The sequence below is a fragment of the Streptomyces sp. NPDC035033 genome, assembly GCF_040636735.1.
In the GTDB taxonomy this organism is placed as follows: domain Bacteria; phylum Actinomycetota; class Actinomycetes; order Streptomycetales; family Streptomycetaceae; genus Streptomyces.
Genome location: NZ_JBEZUZ010000025.1, coordinates 48,339 through 64,150, shown reverse-complemented (window position 1 = coordinate 64,150; position 15,812 = coordinate 48,339). Strand labels below are relative to the sequence as shown.

At 69.9% G+C, this 15,812-nt stretch carries 14 protein-coding genes and 4 pseudogenes; 10 read left to right on the top strand and 8 right to left on the bottom strand.

What is annotated here, in order from left to right:
* Positions 1–37: 37 nt before the first annotated feature.
* Positions 38–490 (top strand): annotated as a pseudogene (locus AB0E83_RS13440) (GNAT family N-acetyltransferase); the annotation flags it as partial.
* 364 nt (positions 491–854) lie between these two features.
* Here AB0E83_RS13440 and AB0E83_RS13435 read toward each other — a convergent pair.
* The 3 genes from AB0E83_RS13435 to AB0E83_RS13425 are packed head-to-tail and all read right to left on the bottom strand — an operon-like array spanning position 855 to position 3,978.
* Positions 855–1,256 carry a DUF6009 family protein gene (locus AB0E83_RS13435; protein ID WP_362109793.1) on the bottom strand — a complete coding sequence of 134 codons (402 nt, stop codon included), beginning with the start codon at positions 1,254–1,256 and terminating at the stop codon, positions 855–857.
* Positions 1,253–2,752 (bottom strand): phage/plasmid primase, P4 family, encoded by a 1,500-nt coding sequence (locus AB0E83_RS13430; RefSeq protein WP_362109831.1) that lies wholly within the window; start codon positions 2,750–2,752, stop codon positions 1,253–1,255. The genes AB0E83_RS13435 and AB0E83_RS13430 overlap by 4 nt, the downstream gene beginning before the upstream one ends.
* 26 nt (positions 2,753–2,778) lie before the next feature.
* The gene (locus AB0E83_RS13425; RefSeq protein WP_362109791.1) at positions 2,779–3,978 is read right to left on the bottom strand and encodes a bifunctional DNA primase/polymerase; all 1,200 of its coding nucleotides are present in this window, start codon (positions 3,976–3,978) and stop codon (positions 2,779–2,781) included.
* A 766-nt stretch (positions 3,979–4,744) separates the two neighbouring features.
* On the opposite strand from AB0E83_RS13425, the gene AB0E83_RS13420 reads away from it, so the two are divergent.
* The 8 genes and pseudogenes from AB0E83_RS13420 (at position 4,745) to AB0E83_RS13385 (ending at position 11,150) form a co-directional block, all read left to right on the top strand.
* The gene (locus AB0E83_RS13420) at positions 4,745–5,290 is read left to right on the top strand and encodes a GNAT family N-acetyltransferase (protein ID WP_362109789.1); all 546 of its coding nucleotides are present in this window, start codon (positions 4,745–4,747) and stop codon (positions 5,288–5,290) included.
* A gap of 105 nt (positions 5,291–5,395) precedes the next feature.
* Positions 5,396–6,094, top strand: coding sequence for an alpha/beta hydrolase (locus AB0E83_RS13415; RefSeq protein WP_362109829.1), 699 nt, complete (start codon positions 5,396–5,398; stop codon positions 6,092–6,094).
* Positions 6,095–6,530: 436 nt separating this feature from the next.
* Positions 6,531–6,965 (top strand): hypothetical protein, encoded by a 435-nt coding sequence (locus AB0E83_RS13410; protein ID WP_362109787.1) that lies wholly within the window; start codon positions 6,531–6,533, stop codon positions 6,963–6,965.
* Positions 6,966–7,004: 39 nt separating this feature from the next.
* On the top strand, positions 7,005–7,481 hold the full coding sequence (locus AB0E83_RS13405; protein WP_362109785.1) for a hypothetical protein: 477 nt from the start codon (positions 7,005–7,007) through the stop codon (positions 7,479–7,481).
* Between the two features lie 470 nt (positions 7,482–7,951).
* A complete protein-coding gene (locus tag AB0E83_RS13400; protein ID WP_362109783.1) occupies positions 7,952–8,857 on the top strand; it encodes a S41 family peptidase in 906 nt (301 codons plus the stop codon).
* Between the two features lie 344 nt (positions 8,858–9,201).
* Positions 9,202–9,390: pseudogene (locus tag AB0E83_RS13395) on the top strand (transposase); the annotation flags it as partial.
* Between the two features lie 175 nt (positions 9,391–9,565).
* Positions 9,566–9,823: a DUF6221 family protein gene (locus tag AB0E83_RS13390; protein WP_362109781.1), complete on the top strand. Its 258-nt coding sequence runs from the start codon at positions 9,566–9,568 to the stop codon at positions 9,821–9,823.
* A gap of 940 nt (positions 9,824–10,763) precedes the next feature.
* A complete protein-coding gene (locus AB0E83_RS13385; protein ID WP_362109779.1) occupies positions 10,764–11,150 on the top strand; it encodes a hypothetical protein in 387 nt (128 codons plus the stop codon).
* Between the two features lie 20 nt (positions 11,151–11,170).
* On the opposite strand, the pseudogene AB0E83_RS13380 reads toward AB0E83_RS13385, so the two are convergent.
* The 4 genes and pseudogenes from AB0E83_RS13380 to AB0E83_RS13365 form a co-directional block, all read right to left on the bottom strand.
* A pseudogene (locus AB0E83_RS13380) lies at positions 11,171–11,336 on the bottom strand (IS982 family transposase); the annotation flags it as partial.
* A 35-nt stretch (positions 11,337–11,371) separates the two neighbouring features.
* Positions 11,372–11,779, bottom strand: a pseudogene (locus AB0E83_RS13375) (IS5/IS1182 family transposase); the annotation flags it as partial.
* A 186-nt stretch (positions 11,780–11,965) separates the two neighbouring features.
* On the bottom strand, positions 11,966–13,156 hold the full coding sequence (locus AB0E83_RS13370; RefSeq protein ID WP_362109777.1) for a ParB/RepB/Spo0J family partition protein: 1,191 nt from the start codon (positions 13,154–13,156) through the stop codon (positions 11,966–11,968).
* Positions 13,156–13,890: a ParA family protein gene (locus tag AB0E83_RS13365; RefSeq protein ID WP_362109775.1), complete on the bottom strand. Its 735-nt coding sequence runs from the start codon at positions 13,888–13,890 to the stop codon at positions 13,156–13,158. The genes AB0E83_RS13370 and AB0E83_RS13365 overlap by 1 nt, the downstream gene beginning before the upstream one ends.
* 335 nt (positions 13,891–14,225) lie before the next feature.
* Between AB0E83_RS13365 and AB0E83_RS13360 the strand changes: the two genes are divergently transcribed.
* Positions 14,226–14,561, top strand: coding sequence for a hypothetical protein (locus AB0E83_RS13360; RefSeq protein WP_277744096.1), 336 nt, complete (start codon positions 14,226–14,228; stop codon positions 14,559–14,561).
* Between the two features lie 6 nt (positions 14,562–14,567).
* Here the strand turns inward: AB0E83_RS13360 and AB0E83_RS13355 are convergent, their stop codons facing one another.
* Positions 14,568–15,734, bottom strand: a complete 1,167-nt coding sequence (locus tag AB0E83_RS13355; RefSeq protein ID WP_362109827.1) for an IS110 family transposase — start codon at positions 15,732–15,734, stop codon at positions 14,568–14,570.
* Positions 15,735–15,812: the final 78 nt, after the last annotated feature.

The window sequence follows — 15,812 nt, the reverse complement described above, 5'->3', positions numbered from 1 at the left end:
GCACCTGGCGCGCGGACGTCCTGACGGGAGCCGTACGGTGAGCGGCGCTCCGCGCGTACGGCACGCGCGCCCCGGCGATCTGCCGCGGATCGCCGAACTGGCCACCGAGCACGCCGCCTACGAACGGGCCGCGCCGCCCGTCCCCGACCTCGCGCAGCGGCTCGGAGCGCTGCTCTTCGGCACCCCGGCGCCACGGCTGCGCTGCCTGGTGGCGGAGCTGCCCGGCGGGGAAGTCGTCGGTTACGCCACGTGCGCGCCCGAACTGTCGACCTGGGAGGGCCGCGAGTACCTCCACATGGACTGCCTCTTCCTGAGCTCCGGCAGCCGGGGTTCCGGCCTCGGCGCGCTGCTCGTGGACGCCGTGACGGCCGAGGCGCGCGCCCTCGGCCTCACCGAGGTCCAGTGGCAGACGCCTGTCTGGAACGAAGGGGCCATCCGCTTCTACGACCGCCTCGGCGCGGGGTCCAAGGCGAAGGTCCGCTACAGCCTCACGGTTCCGGACCGGCCTGTCCAGCCGGACGGCTCCTCCCGGACGGCTCCTCCCGGACGGCTCCTCGGAGGGGAGGAGTCTCCTCGAAGGGCAGGAGTGAGGGGTGAAGGGTGAGGAGTCCGGTGTCCTCGTGGTGCGGATCCGGCCTGGGCCCCTGGGCCCCGGATGATGCGGGCGGCCGGTGATGCGGGCGGCCGGCCGGGGCTCGCTCGCGCCGGTCGGCGCGCTGCCGCGTTCCTTCCCCGCCGCCCCCTCCCCCACGGTTCGGGTATGTCGGAAACCCGGTCGCTTGAGTCGCTTCGGTCGCTCCGGTCGCTGGTTTCCGGCGGGGCCGGGGGCCGGGCCGGAGGATCGGAGGGGAGGGTCAGAGGGGGAGGCTTATGCCGAGTTCGCGCATGGCGTTGGAGGGGGGACCGCCTTCGCTCCGCTCGGTCTTGCGGCCCTTGACCTTGGGCTGGAGGGTCTCGGGGTCGATGGCCTCGGCGGGGGCGGAGCCGGCGTAGAGGCCGTCCGGCTCGGTGTCGCGGTCGTGCGGGAGGAGCCAGAAGACGCGGCGGCGGAAGGTGCCGGAGGCGCGGGAGGCCTTGGCGTCGGTGCCGAGGACCGCGTAGCCGATCATGCGGCCGTCGCGGTGGTAGGCGGGTTTGCCGGCCCGGGTGGGCAGGCGGTCCAGGCTCTGGCGGACGTAGTCGAGGCGGGAGATGTCCTCGAGCCAGACCAGCTCGGTCTCGTGCTTGAGATCGTTCTCGCTGATCAGGGAACTCATGACGCCTCCTCCTGGGCGAGCAGTCCGATACCAGGGTAGTACTTCCTCGAATTCGACAGGATCATCTCTTTCGGGGAGGACAGCCCGAGGAGCTCGCGGGCCCGGGCGGCAAAGGTCCGGCTGTTCATGGCGATGCAGCCTTCGCTGTTGCACCAGACACGATAAGCGTCATAGAGGGTCTTTTGCTCCGTGCGGCAGTCAGGTCCCTGCACGCAGGCCTCGTCGAAGAAGCGGCCCGTGTGGTCCTCGGTCTCGGCGTAGGCGGTGGTGGCGATGCGGACCTTGCCGGGGCCCGTGAGGTCCTTGTCGCCGCCGAGGTAGCGGCGGGCGCCGTCGATGAGCCAGTTCAGGATGCCGGGGCCCTCCTCGGCGACGAGGATGTCGGCGAGGTTGTCGATGCGCCGGTCGTCGGAGACGGTCCGCTCGAAGGGGATCAGCCGCATGCGGCGCCAGAAGGCGAAGCCGCCGGTGCCGACCTCGGGGCGGTGGTTGCCCAGCAGCCAGAGCTTGTGGGTGGGGTTGAAGGAGAAGAAGTCCTGCCGCATGCGGCGGGCCTTGATGCGGTCGCCGCCGGTGAGGTGCTTGACGCGGGCCTCGTCGAACTTGTCGCCGGGCTTGACCTCGGAGCAGACGACGACGCGGCGGCCGTGGAGCTCGGCGAGGTCGGTGGGGTGGCCCTCGTACAGGCGGGCCATGAGGAAGCCGGGCGGGGCGGCGTCGGCGTAGTCGCCGAGGAGCTTCATCGACACGTCGAGGAGGACGGACTTGCCGTTCTTGCCCGCGCCGAACAGGAACGGCATCACCTGGCCGCCGACGTCGCCGGTGATGGAGTACCCGAGCAGCAGCTGCAGGAACGAGATCATCTCGGCGCCCTCGGCGTCGTCGCCGAAGGTGTCCTCCAGGAAGCGCAGGAACCTGGGGATCGGCATGGCGGCGGGGCCGACGGTGGTCGAGCGGGAGTGGAAGTCCTTGTTCGGGTCGGGCTTGCGGACGAGGCCGGTGTAGAGGTCGACGATGCCCGCGGGGGTGCACAGCGCGTACGGGTCGGCGTCCAGGTGCTCGGCCTTCAGGACCATGCCGGGGGCGGATTTGGCCTGGGTGAGCAGCGCGTTGATGCCCGTGGTGCTGAGGGCGCGGCGGCGGTGCTTGCGGAGGGCCTCGGGGGCGTGCTCGCCGGACGGGTCGGTGGTGGCGAGGTGCTCGCCGATCTCTCCGGCGGCCCACAGGACGGAGTCGTCCTCGTCGACCTGCCAGCGGGTGGTGTCCCAGCGGTACCAGCCGAGGCCGGGGACGTGCCGGAAGTCGGCCTGGTACAGCCTGACGAACAGCTTGGCGTTGCCCCGGTCGGTGAGGGAGTCGGGGATCAGCCCGTGGGCCGTCGCGCCGCCCTGCGGGGCGGGCGCCTGCGTCTCGCCGGCCTGCTGGGGCGGGAGGACGGGGGTGGACCTGGCGATGATCTGGGCCGCCAGGTCGTGGGGGTCGAAGTCGAAGAGCATGTTCGGCTCGCCGCCGGTGGGGCTGGTCACGAGCGGCTCCCGGGGTTCAAGGGGCGTCGGGCGCCTGCGGTCATGCCACTGCGGACGATGGCCTCGGCCCGGCGCTCCTGGCCGGGGCGGGCGTAACGGGCGGTCTCCATGAGGGAGTCCTGGGCGTCCTGGGCGGTGAGGTGTCCGCCGGCGACGAGCCCTCCGAGGGTGTAGGCGGCCCGGTTGAGCTTCTCCGAGAACCCGGCGCCCTCGGTCACCCCTGCGCAGTCCGCGACCTCGGCGAGGACCGTGGTGAGGACCGCCAGGACGGGGTTGCCGCCGTGCCGGGCGGCCGCCACTGCCTGGCCCGCGCGGCCCGGGACGGGCCTGGGGGCGGGGACGTGGGCCGCGGGCAGGTGGTGGGTGCGCTGGAGCTCCTGGGCCAGCCAGGCGGGCAGCGGAGCCGGGGTGCGTACGGAACCCACCGGGACGTACGCGCCGCTCTCCGTGACGGTCCCCGGCGCGATGATGTAGCCGCCGTCGGCGCGGACGTCGACCTGCCAGGCGAGCGCCCGGTTCTTCCCGGAGCCGGAGGAGCACTGCCAGCGGCGGGCGTCGGTGGTCCGGTACCAGACGTGCAGGCCGCCGGAGGGCGTGCGGACCCGCAGGGTGGTGGTGTCGTCGGCGGGGCTGCTCTCGCCCCGGAGGGCCGCGAGGACGGCCAGCGTGTGGAAGCCCGTGGTCATCGCGGAGACGTCGATGTCCTCGGCGATCTCGATGCCGGGGAGGAGGCGGTTCCTGTCCGGGGGCGCGGTGGGGTGGGCGTCGATGTCGATGACGACGAGGTTCGCCGGCCCGCAGGCCACGGCGACGCCCATCTGCGGCCGGGGACCCCACCACTGCTGGATGCGGCTGCTGTCGAGCGTGGCGGCGTGGAACCCGTGGCACCAGCGACCCTCGGCCCGGCAGACGCAGGTACGGGGGTCGTGCCCGGGCTCCCGGCAGGCGGCGCAGTTCGCGGCCGGGGTCTTCTTGCCCGGGGCCAGGGGGTGGACGGGCCAACCGTGGCTGGCGCACCAGCGGGCGAGGGTGAGGGGGTCGGGGGTCCGGGGGGTGGGGGCGGGGGTGACGTGGGCGTCGATGTGGGACTGGGGCTGAGGGGTGGAGGGCGTCGGGGCCGTGGTGGGTGTCCGGCGACTCGGCGCGGACGCAGCGACTGTTGGGTCGCTGGAGGAAACCCGCAGGTCAGCAGGCATCTGGTTCCCCCAATAGCGACTGAAGCGACTCAACAACGGAGACAGCCTAGCGAAAACATCCGTTCGGGCGTGCCACTTCGGTGGCGGGCGCGTCGCGGTGGCTGAGGCGGCTGGAAGGGCCCGAAAAACGGTCCAGCGACTGAGCGACGGGGACAGCGACTGAGTCGCTCTCAGTCGCTGTCTTCAGTCGCTGATCAAAACCGCAGGTCAGCAGCATGATCACCAACCAAACAGCGACTGAAGCGACTGAGATTCCCTACTTATCACGCACACACGCGCAAGAGAACTGGCTGATATATAGAGGTTGAGTCGCTTCAGTCGCTGCCCCTCACTGCCTCAGGGCTCTGACCTGCGGTTTTCCCTCAGCGACTGAGACACTGCTCGGTCGCTGGCTTCAGTCGCTGGTCGCTCAGTCGCTGAAGGGGGGCAGCGACTGAGCGACTGAGGAGCTACTGGGGCAGCGACTGAAGGGTGGGGGGTGGGGACCGTCCGGGGGGTGGGGTGGTCCGTCCGGGGAGTGGGCGAAGATCGTCAAGTCTTGGGTGGGGGTGGTGGGGTTCTTCGGGGTCGTCCCGCTTCCCCTCCCCTCCCCCGCTGGAGACTCGCGCCGCGTCGGGCGGGTGGGGGTGCCGGGGCGGTACCGCACGTTCGTGGGTTCGTGGGTTCACGGGTTCACGGTGGAGACCTGCGACGGACTGGCCGCCGGGCCGCCGGCCCGCAGCTCGGACCGTGTCCGATGTCAGTGCCGCCTGGGATGCTCCTGGGCATGACGCAGAAGATCGTGCCCATGCTCACCCAGATCACCGGGACGCACGAGGTCGCTCCCGAGCTGAGGCGTCAGCTCGTCGACTGCTGGATCGCCGTCACGAACGCGGGCGGCGCCGCGGGGTTCCCCTTCCCTCCGGTCCATGACGACGACGTCGTGCCGGTCGTGGACGAGCTCCTCGGCCGTCTGGATCCGGCGAGCAACCGTCTCGTGGTCGCCAGGTTCGGCGAAAAGCTCGCCGGATGGGTCGTCCTCAGGAGAGACCCCTTTCGGCTCGTCGCACACTGGGCAACGGTCCACCACCTCCAGACCCACCCTGCCTTCCGGGGCCGGGGCGTCGGTTCCGCTCTCATGCGGGAGTTGCGGACGGTCGCCCGCGAGGAGCTGGGGCTTGAGCAGCTTCGCCTCATGGCCCGGGGGCGGGAAGGGCTGGAGGACTTCTACGGCCGCCTCGGCTGGCGCGAGGTCGGCCGCTGGCCCGGCGCCCTGCGCTTCGCGCCCGACGACACCCGGGACGAGGTCCTGATGCTCCTCGACCCCCTCTGACCGGCAGCCCTCGGGTCGCGCTCTCTCGACCCACTCACGCACTGAAGCATGCATATCGAAAATATTTCCGGAGCGGTCGTCGGATCGCTCCACTACGGTGCGGCCATGGCGAACTTTGTGCTCATCGCAGGTGCGCGCCTCGGATCGTGGGCGTGGGACGACGTGGTGCCGCATCTGCGTGCGGCCGGCCATGGCGTACACCCGTTGACGTTGTCCGGTCTCGCTGAGAAGCAGGGCGTGCCGGCCGGACAGCAGACCCACGTCCAGGACGTCCTCGATGAGGTCGAGCGCCAGAACCTGCGTGAGGTGGTCCTGGTGGGGCACAGCTACGCGGGCATCCCGAGCGGTCAGGCCGCCGGACGGATCGGTGACCGGCTGGCGCATGTGGTCTTCCTCGACTCCAGTGTTCCGGCCGACGGTGAATCGTTCGCGTCCGCCTGGCCGGACGGCGGGACGACGGTGAGGGCATCGATCGCCGAGAACGGAGGATTCTGGCCGGTCGCGCCCGCGGCCCACTTCGAGGGTCACGGCCTCACCGATGAGCAGATCGCGCGGATCGTGGGCGGTTCGACACCGCACCCGGGTGCCACGCTGACCGAACCCGCCGTGCTGGAAAAGCCGCTGGGAGACCTCCCGGTGACTTACGTCAAGTGCACGCTCGGCGACCCCGAGCCGAGCGACGACGTGGCCGAGCTGCTGACCAGCGAGCGCTGGCGGCTGGTCGAGATGGACACCGGCCACTGGCCGATGTTCTCCCGGCCACGCGAACTGGCGCAGATCCTCCTCGCCACAGCCGGGGCGTGAACGCGGCCCGTGCTCGCGGGCTCCTTGCCGACGCTGTGCCAACTGAGCTGACCACAGCCACCTGTTGACGGCCGCGACGAGGCCGGTCGCCTCGTGGCGGACCGCGAGTTTGCCTTTGCCGTATCGCGTGACCCCGGCCCGGTTCCTTATGAGGCGCTAGACGCCGCACTCGACCGCGTACCGAGCCTTGGGGCCCTGCGGGTCGAACTGCGGTGGCCGACCGCCGCGCGAACGCCCGAGGCCCGACGCCCGGCCCTACGGCAAGTACCCGGCGGAGGGGTCCGCCACGGGATGCCGGTACGAACCCGGAACCGTGCCTCGTCGATCAACTGCCGCCTGGCTGGCTGGCTGTCTGTCTGCCTGTCTGCCGCCCGGCTTCCCGGCCTCCTGGACGGCAGGCGCCGGCGATGTCGGAGCCGCGTGATAGATCTGCCGCATGACCGCGTTCAAGGACTTCAACTTCAAGCTTGTCGTGATCGACGTGCTCATGTACCGGCAAGGTCTCCTCACGCCCGTCTTCGATCTCGATGCCCGCATGCGGGAGCGGGGCATCGACATACCCGCGGTGTACGTGCTGGAGAACGACGTCGATGACGAGGTCCTCGACGAGTCGCGCACCTTCTTCCAGGAACTGGCGATCGGCGACGAGCTCCTGGCCGGGATCGAGACGCTCTGCTTCGACGCCGGCCAGGAGATCTACCGGCACTGCGCCCCGGCCTGGGGCGGCGAGGACGACCTCTTCGACATCCGTTCCCTGGAAGACCTCGCGCTGCTGCCGAACCTGAAGCGCGTCACCGCCGTGGACGACGGCGTGCTGGTCGCTCCGGGCAAGTGGGAGACCTTCGCGGCCCGCGGCATCGAGGCGAGCTGAGGGGCGGGCGTGGAAGCGGCAGAGGGACGAGGAGAAGTCATGCGGTGTGTGCACTGCCGGCGTGAGGTCGTGTGCGGGCAGCCGGCACTCGGCGGCCCGCCCTGCCTGGGGCAGATCCACGTGCACAGCAACGAGGAGGCGTGCTTCCCCGAGCAGGGGGCGACGAGCTCACGCGCCCGGCCACTCGGCGGGTGCGGCTGCAAGCCCCGGGAGCTGAGGGCACCCGTGACCGACCTGCCTCCTCCGCCCCGGGCGCCGAGGCCCGGTACGGAACAACTGGCCGAGACCGGCAAGGCGTTCCTCGGCCTCGTACCGGGTGCGGGGGTGAACGTCATCGAGCTGGCGGACGGCAGGGGCGTGTGCGTCGTACAGGTCGGACGTGGCGGCGGCAAGGTGTACGTCGCACCGGACCGGACCGTCCTGTTCGTCCCGTCCGCCATGGACTTCGACACCGGGCTCACGGCCTTCCTCGGCGGCGCACGCACCCCCGCGAGGGGTTCTGAAGACAGGCCGTAGTGCTGCATCAGGCGACGCTCGCCCTGTTTCTGCCGGTCGAGTGCGGATGGCGCGGGGCACGTGGTCATCGCTGGAGGCATGCGCACCTGAGCTTCGAGAACCCTCCCCCGCGAGGGCGAGGCGGCGTCCGTCCTGGGTGAGGTGCGGGTGATCTCGACGTCGTACGGCACCACCAGCACACCGTGCAGGGGCTGGTCCTCTGCCCCCCTCTTCGGCCCCGGTTTCGGCTTCGGCTTCGGCGACCGGTTCGGCGACCGGTTCGGCGAGGGCCCCCTGAGTGCTCTGGCCTTCGCGGGGCTGAGACGCAGGTGGCGCAGCTGATGCGACGGGTGGGCGAGCGCCGCGAACCGCTCGGGCGTCCCGATCTCCAAGACGTCCTTGGGAGAGGGCGGCCAGGGAGGCTGAGCACGCATGCCGAAAGTGTCCAAAGCGTTTGATGCTCTCGCGAGGGCGGTGCTCTACTCCCTGCCATGACGACTTCGACCACGCTCGCACCGGCTCCTGTCATCGACGAGACGGCCCGGCTGCTGACCGAGCGCTACGTCTTCCCCGAGATAGCCGAGCAGGTCGCCGGCCTCCTGCGACGACGCCTCGCCGAGGGGGCCTACGCCGTCGGCGGCGCCGAGGAGCTCGCCCGGCTGGTGACCGCGGACCTGCAGTCCGTCAACGGCGACCGGCACCTGAGGCTGAAGCACCACGCCGACCCGGTGTCCCAGAAGAAGGGGGCGGCCACCTTGGACGCCATGCGCCGGGACTTCGACACCTCGCTGGGCGGTGCGCCCCGCGTGCAGTTGCTCGACGGAGGGGTCGCCGTGGTGGAACTGGCACCGATGCTGTTCCCGCTGGAATGGGCCGCCGAACCCCTGGGCGCCGCACTCACCCTGGCCTCCCGCGCCCGGGCGCTGATCGTCGACCTTCGCGCCAACCGGGGCGGCGACCCGGACACGGTCGCCTTCGTCTGCAGCTACCTGCTCGACGAGCGCACCCACCTCAACACCATGCACTGGCGCGACCGCGACCGCGCCGAGCAGTCCTGGAGCCTGCCGCACGTGCCCGGCGCACGCTTCGGCGGCGACAAGCCGCTGTACGTGTTGACCAGCGCCGGCACCTTCTCCGCCGCCGAGGAGCTGGCGTACGACCTCCAGCAGCTCGGCCGAGCCGAAGTCGTCGGCGAGCGCACCCGGGGCGGCGCGCATCCGTGCCAGGGCTGGACGGTGCACCCCCACCTGGAAGTCACCGTTCCCGTCGGCCGCGCCGTCAACCCCGTCTCCGGCACGAACTGGGAAGGCACCGGTGTGCAGCCGGACACCCCCTGCGCTGCCGCTGACTCCCTCGACCGCGCGCACGCCCTGGCCCTCGCCCGCCTGACGGGCTGACCCGGCCCAACCCATCGCCAGCACTACGCGCAGCGCCTCCCCCGAGATCTCCCCGACCCAGGAACTGCGATCACCCACAGCCCAAGATTCACCTTCGGCACATGGTCCGACGAGCCTCGACAGGGAAGCTTGACGATGGACAGGGCTGGACAGCGTCACTGTTCGGATCGGTCGGATCGGTCGGGTTGGGCAGGCAGTGAAGCCCACTGACACGGTTCGGACGATGGGGTCGGCTCATTGCCGTCCGTGGACAGAATCGACCGGCATCAACGACCAGAGCGCGCCTTTTCGATCAACTGGTCAGTTGGTCGGACGTATTCGTCCGGCTAGTGATCGATGATGCGATGTGGGACCGGAACGAGCCGCTGAGGCCCGCCGATCCAACCCGTGGCCGACGGTGGGCCGACCACCGCCGAACCCTGGAGGCCATCGCGTGGAAGTACCGCACCTGCTCGCTCTGGCGGAGACCTGCCCGACGAGCTCGGCTCGTTCCAGGCCGCTCACAGACGGCTGCTCAGGTGGCCGTGGACGGCGCCTGCGAACGGATCCTCGTTGTGCCCCTGGCGGCAGCCGACGACGCCGGCGACAGCGGTGCACAGGCCTTGGTGCTTCGCCTCACCGCATCTCGCGAGCATCCTCATCCGGACAAGGCGCTGACCGAGAAGAGGAAGGCTTCCGTCTATGGCATCAGCACGCGAGGATCACCCTATGGACGACCTTCTGAAGTTCATTCACGCCCGGTACGAGGCGGACAACCATGCCTACGCCGAGGTGGCCCATCGCTTCGGTGGCGAGGCCGTCCTCGACAGTCACCTGCCCATGCTCGACCTGATCGACATGCTCGCGCGGGACTGCGAGGCCATGGACCCCACAGACCCTCGCTTCGCCGGCCTCGCCTACACGCTCCGCGTACTCGCGCAGTCCTATGCGGAGCACCCGGATTACCGCGAGGAGTGGCGTCCTTAAAGTCCGGTCAAAGAGGCAGCCCCTGGATCCACTCCCCCACTGGAACTGGTTGGGCTTTCGTCTGCGTCGGTTCACAGTGAGCCGAGGAAGCTGACGACGGCTGCGACGAACTCCACCAGGACGGTCTCGTGGAGGGTGTGTCCGGCGGGGAGCTCGGTGAGCTGGGGGCGGGAGGCGTCGTTCCCCCATGCTCTTCGCGTGCTCCGCGCTGAGCACCTTGCTGCGGCTGCTGCGGCTGCCGCGGGTGAGCCAGGCCGGGCAGTCGCCGGCGAGCCGGCCGTTCCAGTGGTTCCCGTTGAGGTGCTGTTGTGCGGCGTTCATGTCCGCAGGGTCGAAGGCGAGTCCCCAGCCGTCGAGACACTCGAGTACTGCGCCCATCAGGCAGCTCCCCGAGGGGCCGAGGCCTCGCAGCAGCTCGGCCGGGGTCGGTGGCCAGCTCGGCGGCGTAGGTGCCGGGGATGCGCGGTTGCGAAAACCTGCGGCAGCTAGGACGTCAGCGCGCTGGTCGCGTCGCGGCACGGCCCGTACCGGACATGCCGCTCGTGCCGCGCGGCCTCGTCCAGGAAGCCTCGGACGACGGTGACCTCCGGGTCTCGTTGGCCCCAGCAGCCTCACCGGCCGGAAGGGCCGGTCAGCGTGACGGTCCGCGCCCCAATGGTGATCGACTCCAAGGCTTCCTGACCCGCCGAGTCGAAGCCGAGTCGAACGCGACCTTCGCCCAGTAGTCGTCCGGAGTGGCTTCGACGGACAGCGACAGTGCTGGTCCGGCGATGCCGTCCGCCTCGACCACGAGCAGGTCGACCTGCCGGACCCCGTGCGGTGAGGGGAATCGTGCCATGATCGCCCGGACAGGTCCTGGACGAGTAGATCCCGAGTACCAGATCGCATCCGGCAACTGGCCGGCATCATGGGGGTCCGTTCTTGAAGGAGTGCTGACCGCGTGAGACTCGTCCGCGACCCCGTGTATGGCGAAGTGGATCTCACGGCGTCGGCAGAGGAGCTGAGCCGCTTGGCAGGCGCGGTCGCTGCCGGTGAGGGGTGGTTCAACTCCACGGCTTCGCCGGGCGGTAACGCCCTGACGGGGATCGAGGTCGCGGGAACTTCCGGCCAGGGGGTCCTCATCCGGCTTGACCCCGAGCGGCAGATCCTTGTGATCAGCGGTGACTCCGCCAGCAGGGCGGTGTTCGCGGACAATCTGCGCGGCATGGCTTCCGCCGAGGACGGCGGTCACCTCCACGTCGACTACTTTCCCGGGCACTTCTACCTTGCCGAAGGATCTCTTCCTCTGGTGGTCAACAGCCCACACGGAGGCATGCCGGCCCGCTGAGTGGCCGTTGGTTGCCGCGCTCAATGGTCGTAGGCGACCAGGTGACCAGGTGTCCGGTGCGCCGATCTTGTCGTTGTGCCGCATCCCCGCCGCCAGGGCCAGGATTCGCCGGGCCATCCGGAGGGTGACGCTCTCGAAGGTTTGGCCGTCGTGGTCCTCCAGGCCGAGCTGACTTTTGAGGGTGTCGTTGCCAGCCAGCCAGCCAGCCAGCCAGCCAGCCAGCCGACGGCGACGACGAGTCGGGTGTCGGCGTCGATGACGACTTGGTGGCTGGTGGAGTACGGGTGGTTCTTCGACTGCTCGGTGACGGTGTGGTCGTCGGTGGGACCAGAGTCCCGTCCCACGATCAGCACGGTGTCCTTGTGGAACCGCTTGCGGGTCTGGAGCGCGAGCGACGGCCCGAGGTGATCAACGATCCAGTCGGGCGCGGACCTCGACCCTCTGGACGACGGCGCTTACTGGTGCGGGGTGAGGGTCGCGCGCCGGTGCGCAGCGAGCAGCAACAGCAGGGCCTTCAACGGCAGGCTCTACGACCGACCCATACGCACCGGGTCCGTGTCCTTGCGTCGCAGTGCGGTGATGGGTTTGCCGGACTACCGCGGGCTCGGCCCGGTGAGCGGGCTGTCCAGGGGGGCACTGGGTCCGCGGGGAGTGGTTCACGGGGCTGCGGCTGGTGTGGTGGGGTGCGGCCTCTCCCCCGGTCGGGTCGTGGGGGTGTGGGGTGTCGTTCGGTTTTCGAGGGGAGGCGGGGTGTGGGGAAAGGGCGGTGCCCCTGTTCTCCGGAGCGGAGAACAGGGGCACCGTGGTGGGTGGTGCTAGGCGTCCCGGAGGAGGCCGGTGGCGACTTCCTGGAGGATGGACGCCAGGGAGGCGCGGTCCTGCGGGGCGAGGTCGCCTCGCATGTCGGTGATGACGGCTTCGACTCCGCGGCTGCGGCGGAAGTAGCTCAGGATGAACGCGCTCCGCTGGACGGCGTCCAGCTTGTCGAAGGCGAGGGTCATCACGGCCGCACCGTCGTGCCAGGGGACCTCGGGGGTCGTTTCGGGCGTGGCGGGTGCGGAGGGTGTGGCGGATGTGGCGGGGGCCGTGAAACGGGGTTCCGGGACGACGGGGGTCGGGCCGGGTGTTTCGGGGGCCTGGGTGGTGGCCACTCCCCCACCGGTCGGTGCCGGTTCGGCGGGCGGATTCGCGCCCGAGTTCACGGCCGAGTTCAAAACCGGGTTTTGAACCGGGGCCGGAGTCGGGGTGGGGATCGGGGCCGGAGGGGTCGGGCGCTTGCGCGGGGGCTTCGGCTCCTGGGCCTTGCGGAGTTCCTCGGCGGCCGCGGTCCGCTGCTCCTCGGGGTCCTGGATCTTGGCGATCTTCTCCGCCGTCTTCACCTTGATCTGCTTGGTGTCGACGACGTCCCGGAGCTCGGGCGCGAGGTTGAGCAGGGCCAGGCGGTTGGAGACGTACATCTGCGACTTGCCGATGCGCTCCGCGACCTTCTCCTGGGAGCCGTGGCGCTCGACCATCCGCTGCAGGAACTCGGCCTCCTTGGAGGGCGGGATGTTCTTGCGGTGGATGTTCTCGATGACGACGGCCTCGTCGACCCTGTCGTCGTCCTCGTTGCCGAGGCGGTCGCGCACCCGGATCTCGAACTTCGTCCAGCCGAGCTGCTTCGCCGCGTGGAAGCGCCGGTTGCCGAGGATGACGATCCACTCGGCGTCGCCGATGCGCTTGCCGTACTCGGGCTTGAGACGGAGGTACGCCTCACGGGAGAGGGCGACGGCCGGCTGCAGCTGGCCGACGGACCGCATCGACTCCTTGAGCTCCCGGAAGTCGGAGTCCTCGTCGGTGTAGTCGGTCTCCGTGCGGGGGTTGTCCGGGTTCCCGATGAGGGTGTGCATGTACACGGTCGTCGGCGGGAGGTCCGGCTTGGCGGGCTCGGCGGCGGCCGAGGCGCGCTTGCTGCCGGGCTTGCCCGGACCGTCGAGCAGATCCGCCCAGGGCTTCTTCGCCGCCATCAGCGCGCGCCCTTCTTGCCGGCGCCGAGCTCGAGGGCGAGCTGGTAGAAGTCCTCGCGGGCTTCCATGGCGACGCGGTTCTTCTTGTACTGCGTGACGACCGTGCCTTCGAGGGCGGCCCGGGTGTGGACCTTGTAGTGGCGGACGACCGTGTTGGCCAGGTTCCAGCCCTGGGCCCGGATGAAGTCCTTCGTCTGGTCGAGGTCGGCCTCGCCGTCACGGGGGTCCCAGTTGTTGACGACCACGAGGTACGGGATGCCGAGCGGCTTCACCACTTCCTCGATGGTGTCGCGGGTCGGCATGAAGCCGAGCGGCTCGGGCTCGATCGGGACGATGATGTCGTCGGCGTTGGCCAGCACCGCGCGCATGGCGTCGGCGGCCGTGCTCTTGCCGAACGGGTCGCCGGCCTCCTCCTTCTCGTCCTCCGGGAGGTCCATCCAGCCCGGGGTGTCGATGAAGGCGTGCTTGATCTTGCGGGACTTCTTCAGAGCGGAGAAGAGCTCCAGGTCGTCCTTGGAGTTGATCTGCTCGAAGGAGAAGGGCAGCTCGTGCCCGACCCGCTCCGACCACCAGGTGGTCGAACCCTGGGGGTCGGCGGAGACGGCGGCGACGTAGTGGGGGTCGCCTTCGGGGGCTGCGCCCAGGACGTGGGCGGTGATGGCCGCGGTGTTCACGGTGAGAGTCGACTTGCCGACTCCACCCTTGCGGTTGATGAGCGCGGTAATCCGTGCCATGGGTGGTACTCCTGATGCTCCGTATGCTTCCCGGCCGGGTCGGCCGGTACTAGCGGACCCGGACAGGATGTCACGTAACCCCCTGTTGGTAGGTACATCCACGCGGTGGTTTCAAAACCGGGTTTTGAGGTGGTGGGGGTCGGGGTGGTGTTCTGTCGCCGATGGGGCAGTTTCAAAACCCGGTTTTGAGGGGGGCGGGACTGGGGGCGGGCGGGGGGTGCCCCTATCTCTTTGGTCAAGCTGGCTGGGCCTCTCGTCGCCCATGGCGGTGTCAGCCCGGTGCGATAGTTGGCGCCGTCGCAGGTGAATAGGGTTGCTAGCTGCAGGGGGTATGAGTGGAACGGATCACTGAGGACCAGGTCGCACGGCTGGCCAGCTTCGTGTCGGCACGCATCCCCGAAACCGCTCCGCTTCAAGGCGAAGCCCGCCGCACGGCCGCAGCCCTGCGCCTGGCCGCGAACAAACAGATCGCGGCGGTGATCTTCCACCGAAACTCTCCAGCTGAGCACTCAGGGGAGACGGAGCTGCATGCAACCGCCTCGTGGAACCTGCTGGTCGCCTTGGCCGGAATCTGGCACGACCACCCGGACTTCCCCGCTGACGCCGCCGTAGAGACCTTCGATTTCGACTGCGAGTCGCCCCTCTCGACGTCCATGCAGCGCGACTCGTGAGCGATCTCATGCCACTGCGGTAGGCCGGGACTCGTAGAAGGTTCCGTCACGGAGCATCGCGAGCAGGACGTCGGCCTGTCGTCGGGCGAGGCAGAGCAGGGCCTGGGTGTGGTGCTTGCCCTGGGCGATCTTTCTGTCGTAGTGGGCCCGGGATGCCGGGTCGCCAAGGGCGGCGAAGGCGGAGAGGAAGAAGGCCCGTTTGAGCTGCTTGTTGCCTCGCCGGGAGGGCTGTTCGCCGCGGATCGAGGAGCCCGAGCTCCAAGTCGCGGGGGCGAGTCCGGCGTAGGCGGTGAGGTGGCCGGCGGTCGGGAAGGTGGTGCCGTCGCCGACCTCGATCAGGATCCGGGCTCCGGTCCTGACGCCGACGCCCGGCACCGAGGTCAGGACTTTCGAAAGAGGGTGGGCCTCCAGGAGTTCCTCGATCCGCCCGGCCAGCAGTTTCCGCTGGTCGAGCGCGGCCGTCAGTGAGGCGGCGAGGCTCGGGACGATCAACGCGGCCGCCTCGGTGCCAGGGACCGTGACGGTCTGCTCGTCCAGCGCGGCGAGGATGTCCTCGACCAGACGCTCGGCCATCCTCGGGGCCTTCGGCCGCAGCAGGGTGATCAGCCGCCGCCTGCCGGCCTTGCGGATCTGGGCCGGGGAGCCGAACCGTTCCAGCAGCGTGAGGACGGCCGGGTGCTGCAACCGCGGCCCCGGCACCCGTGCCAGCGACGGATGGATCTGGGTCAGCAGGCCGTGCAGCCGGTTGGCGATCCTGGTCGCTTCCTCGGCGAGGTCGTCGTCGAAGCCGACGATCATCTCCAGCTCGGCGATCGCCTCGTCCTCGCCGTCGATCGCCCGCAACGTGTGCGGCATCGCCCGGGCGGCGTCGGCGATGAGGAATGCGTCCTTCGCGTCCGTCTTGGCCTCGCCCGGGTAGAGGTCGGCGATCCGCCGCATCGACAGGCCCGGCAGGTAGGCGACCGGGCAGCCCATGTCCTTCGCGACGGCCAGCGGCAGGGCACCGATCGAGGCCGGCTGGTTGACCACGACCAGCACCGTCCCGTGCTTGGCCTTCAGTTTCGCGAACAACTCGCGAAGCTTGGGCTCGGTGTGGGGCAGGTGCTTGTCGAACGCCTTCTTGCCGGCCGGTGTGACGGCGGTGGCGTGGTGTTCGCCCTTGCCGACGTCCAGGCCGAGGACTGAGGGTGGAGGGTGGGGTGGGTGCGTGCTCCGCTTTCGCGGGCCGGTTCAAAACCCGGTTTTGAACCT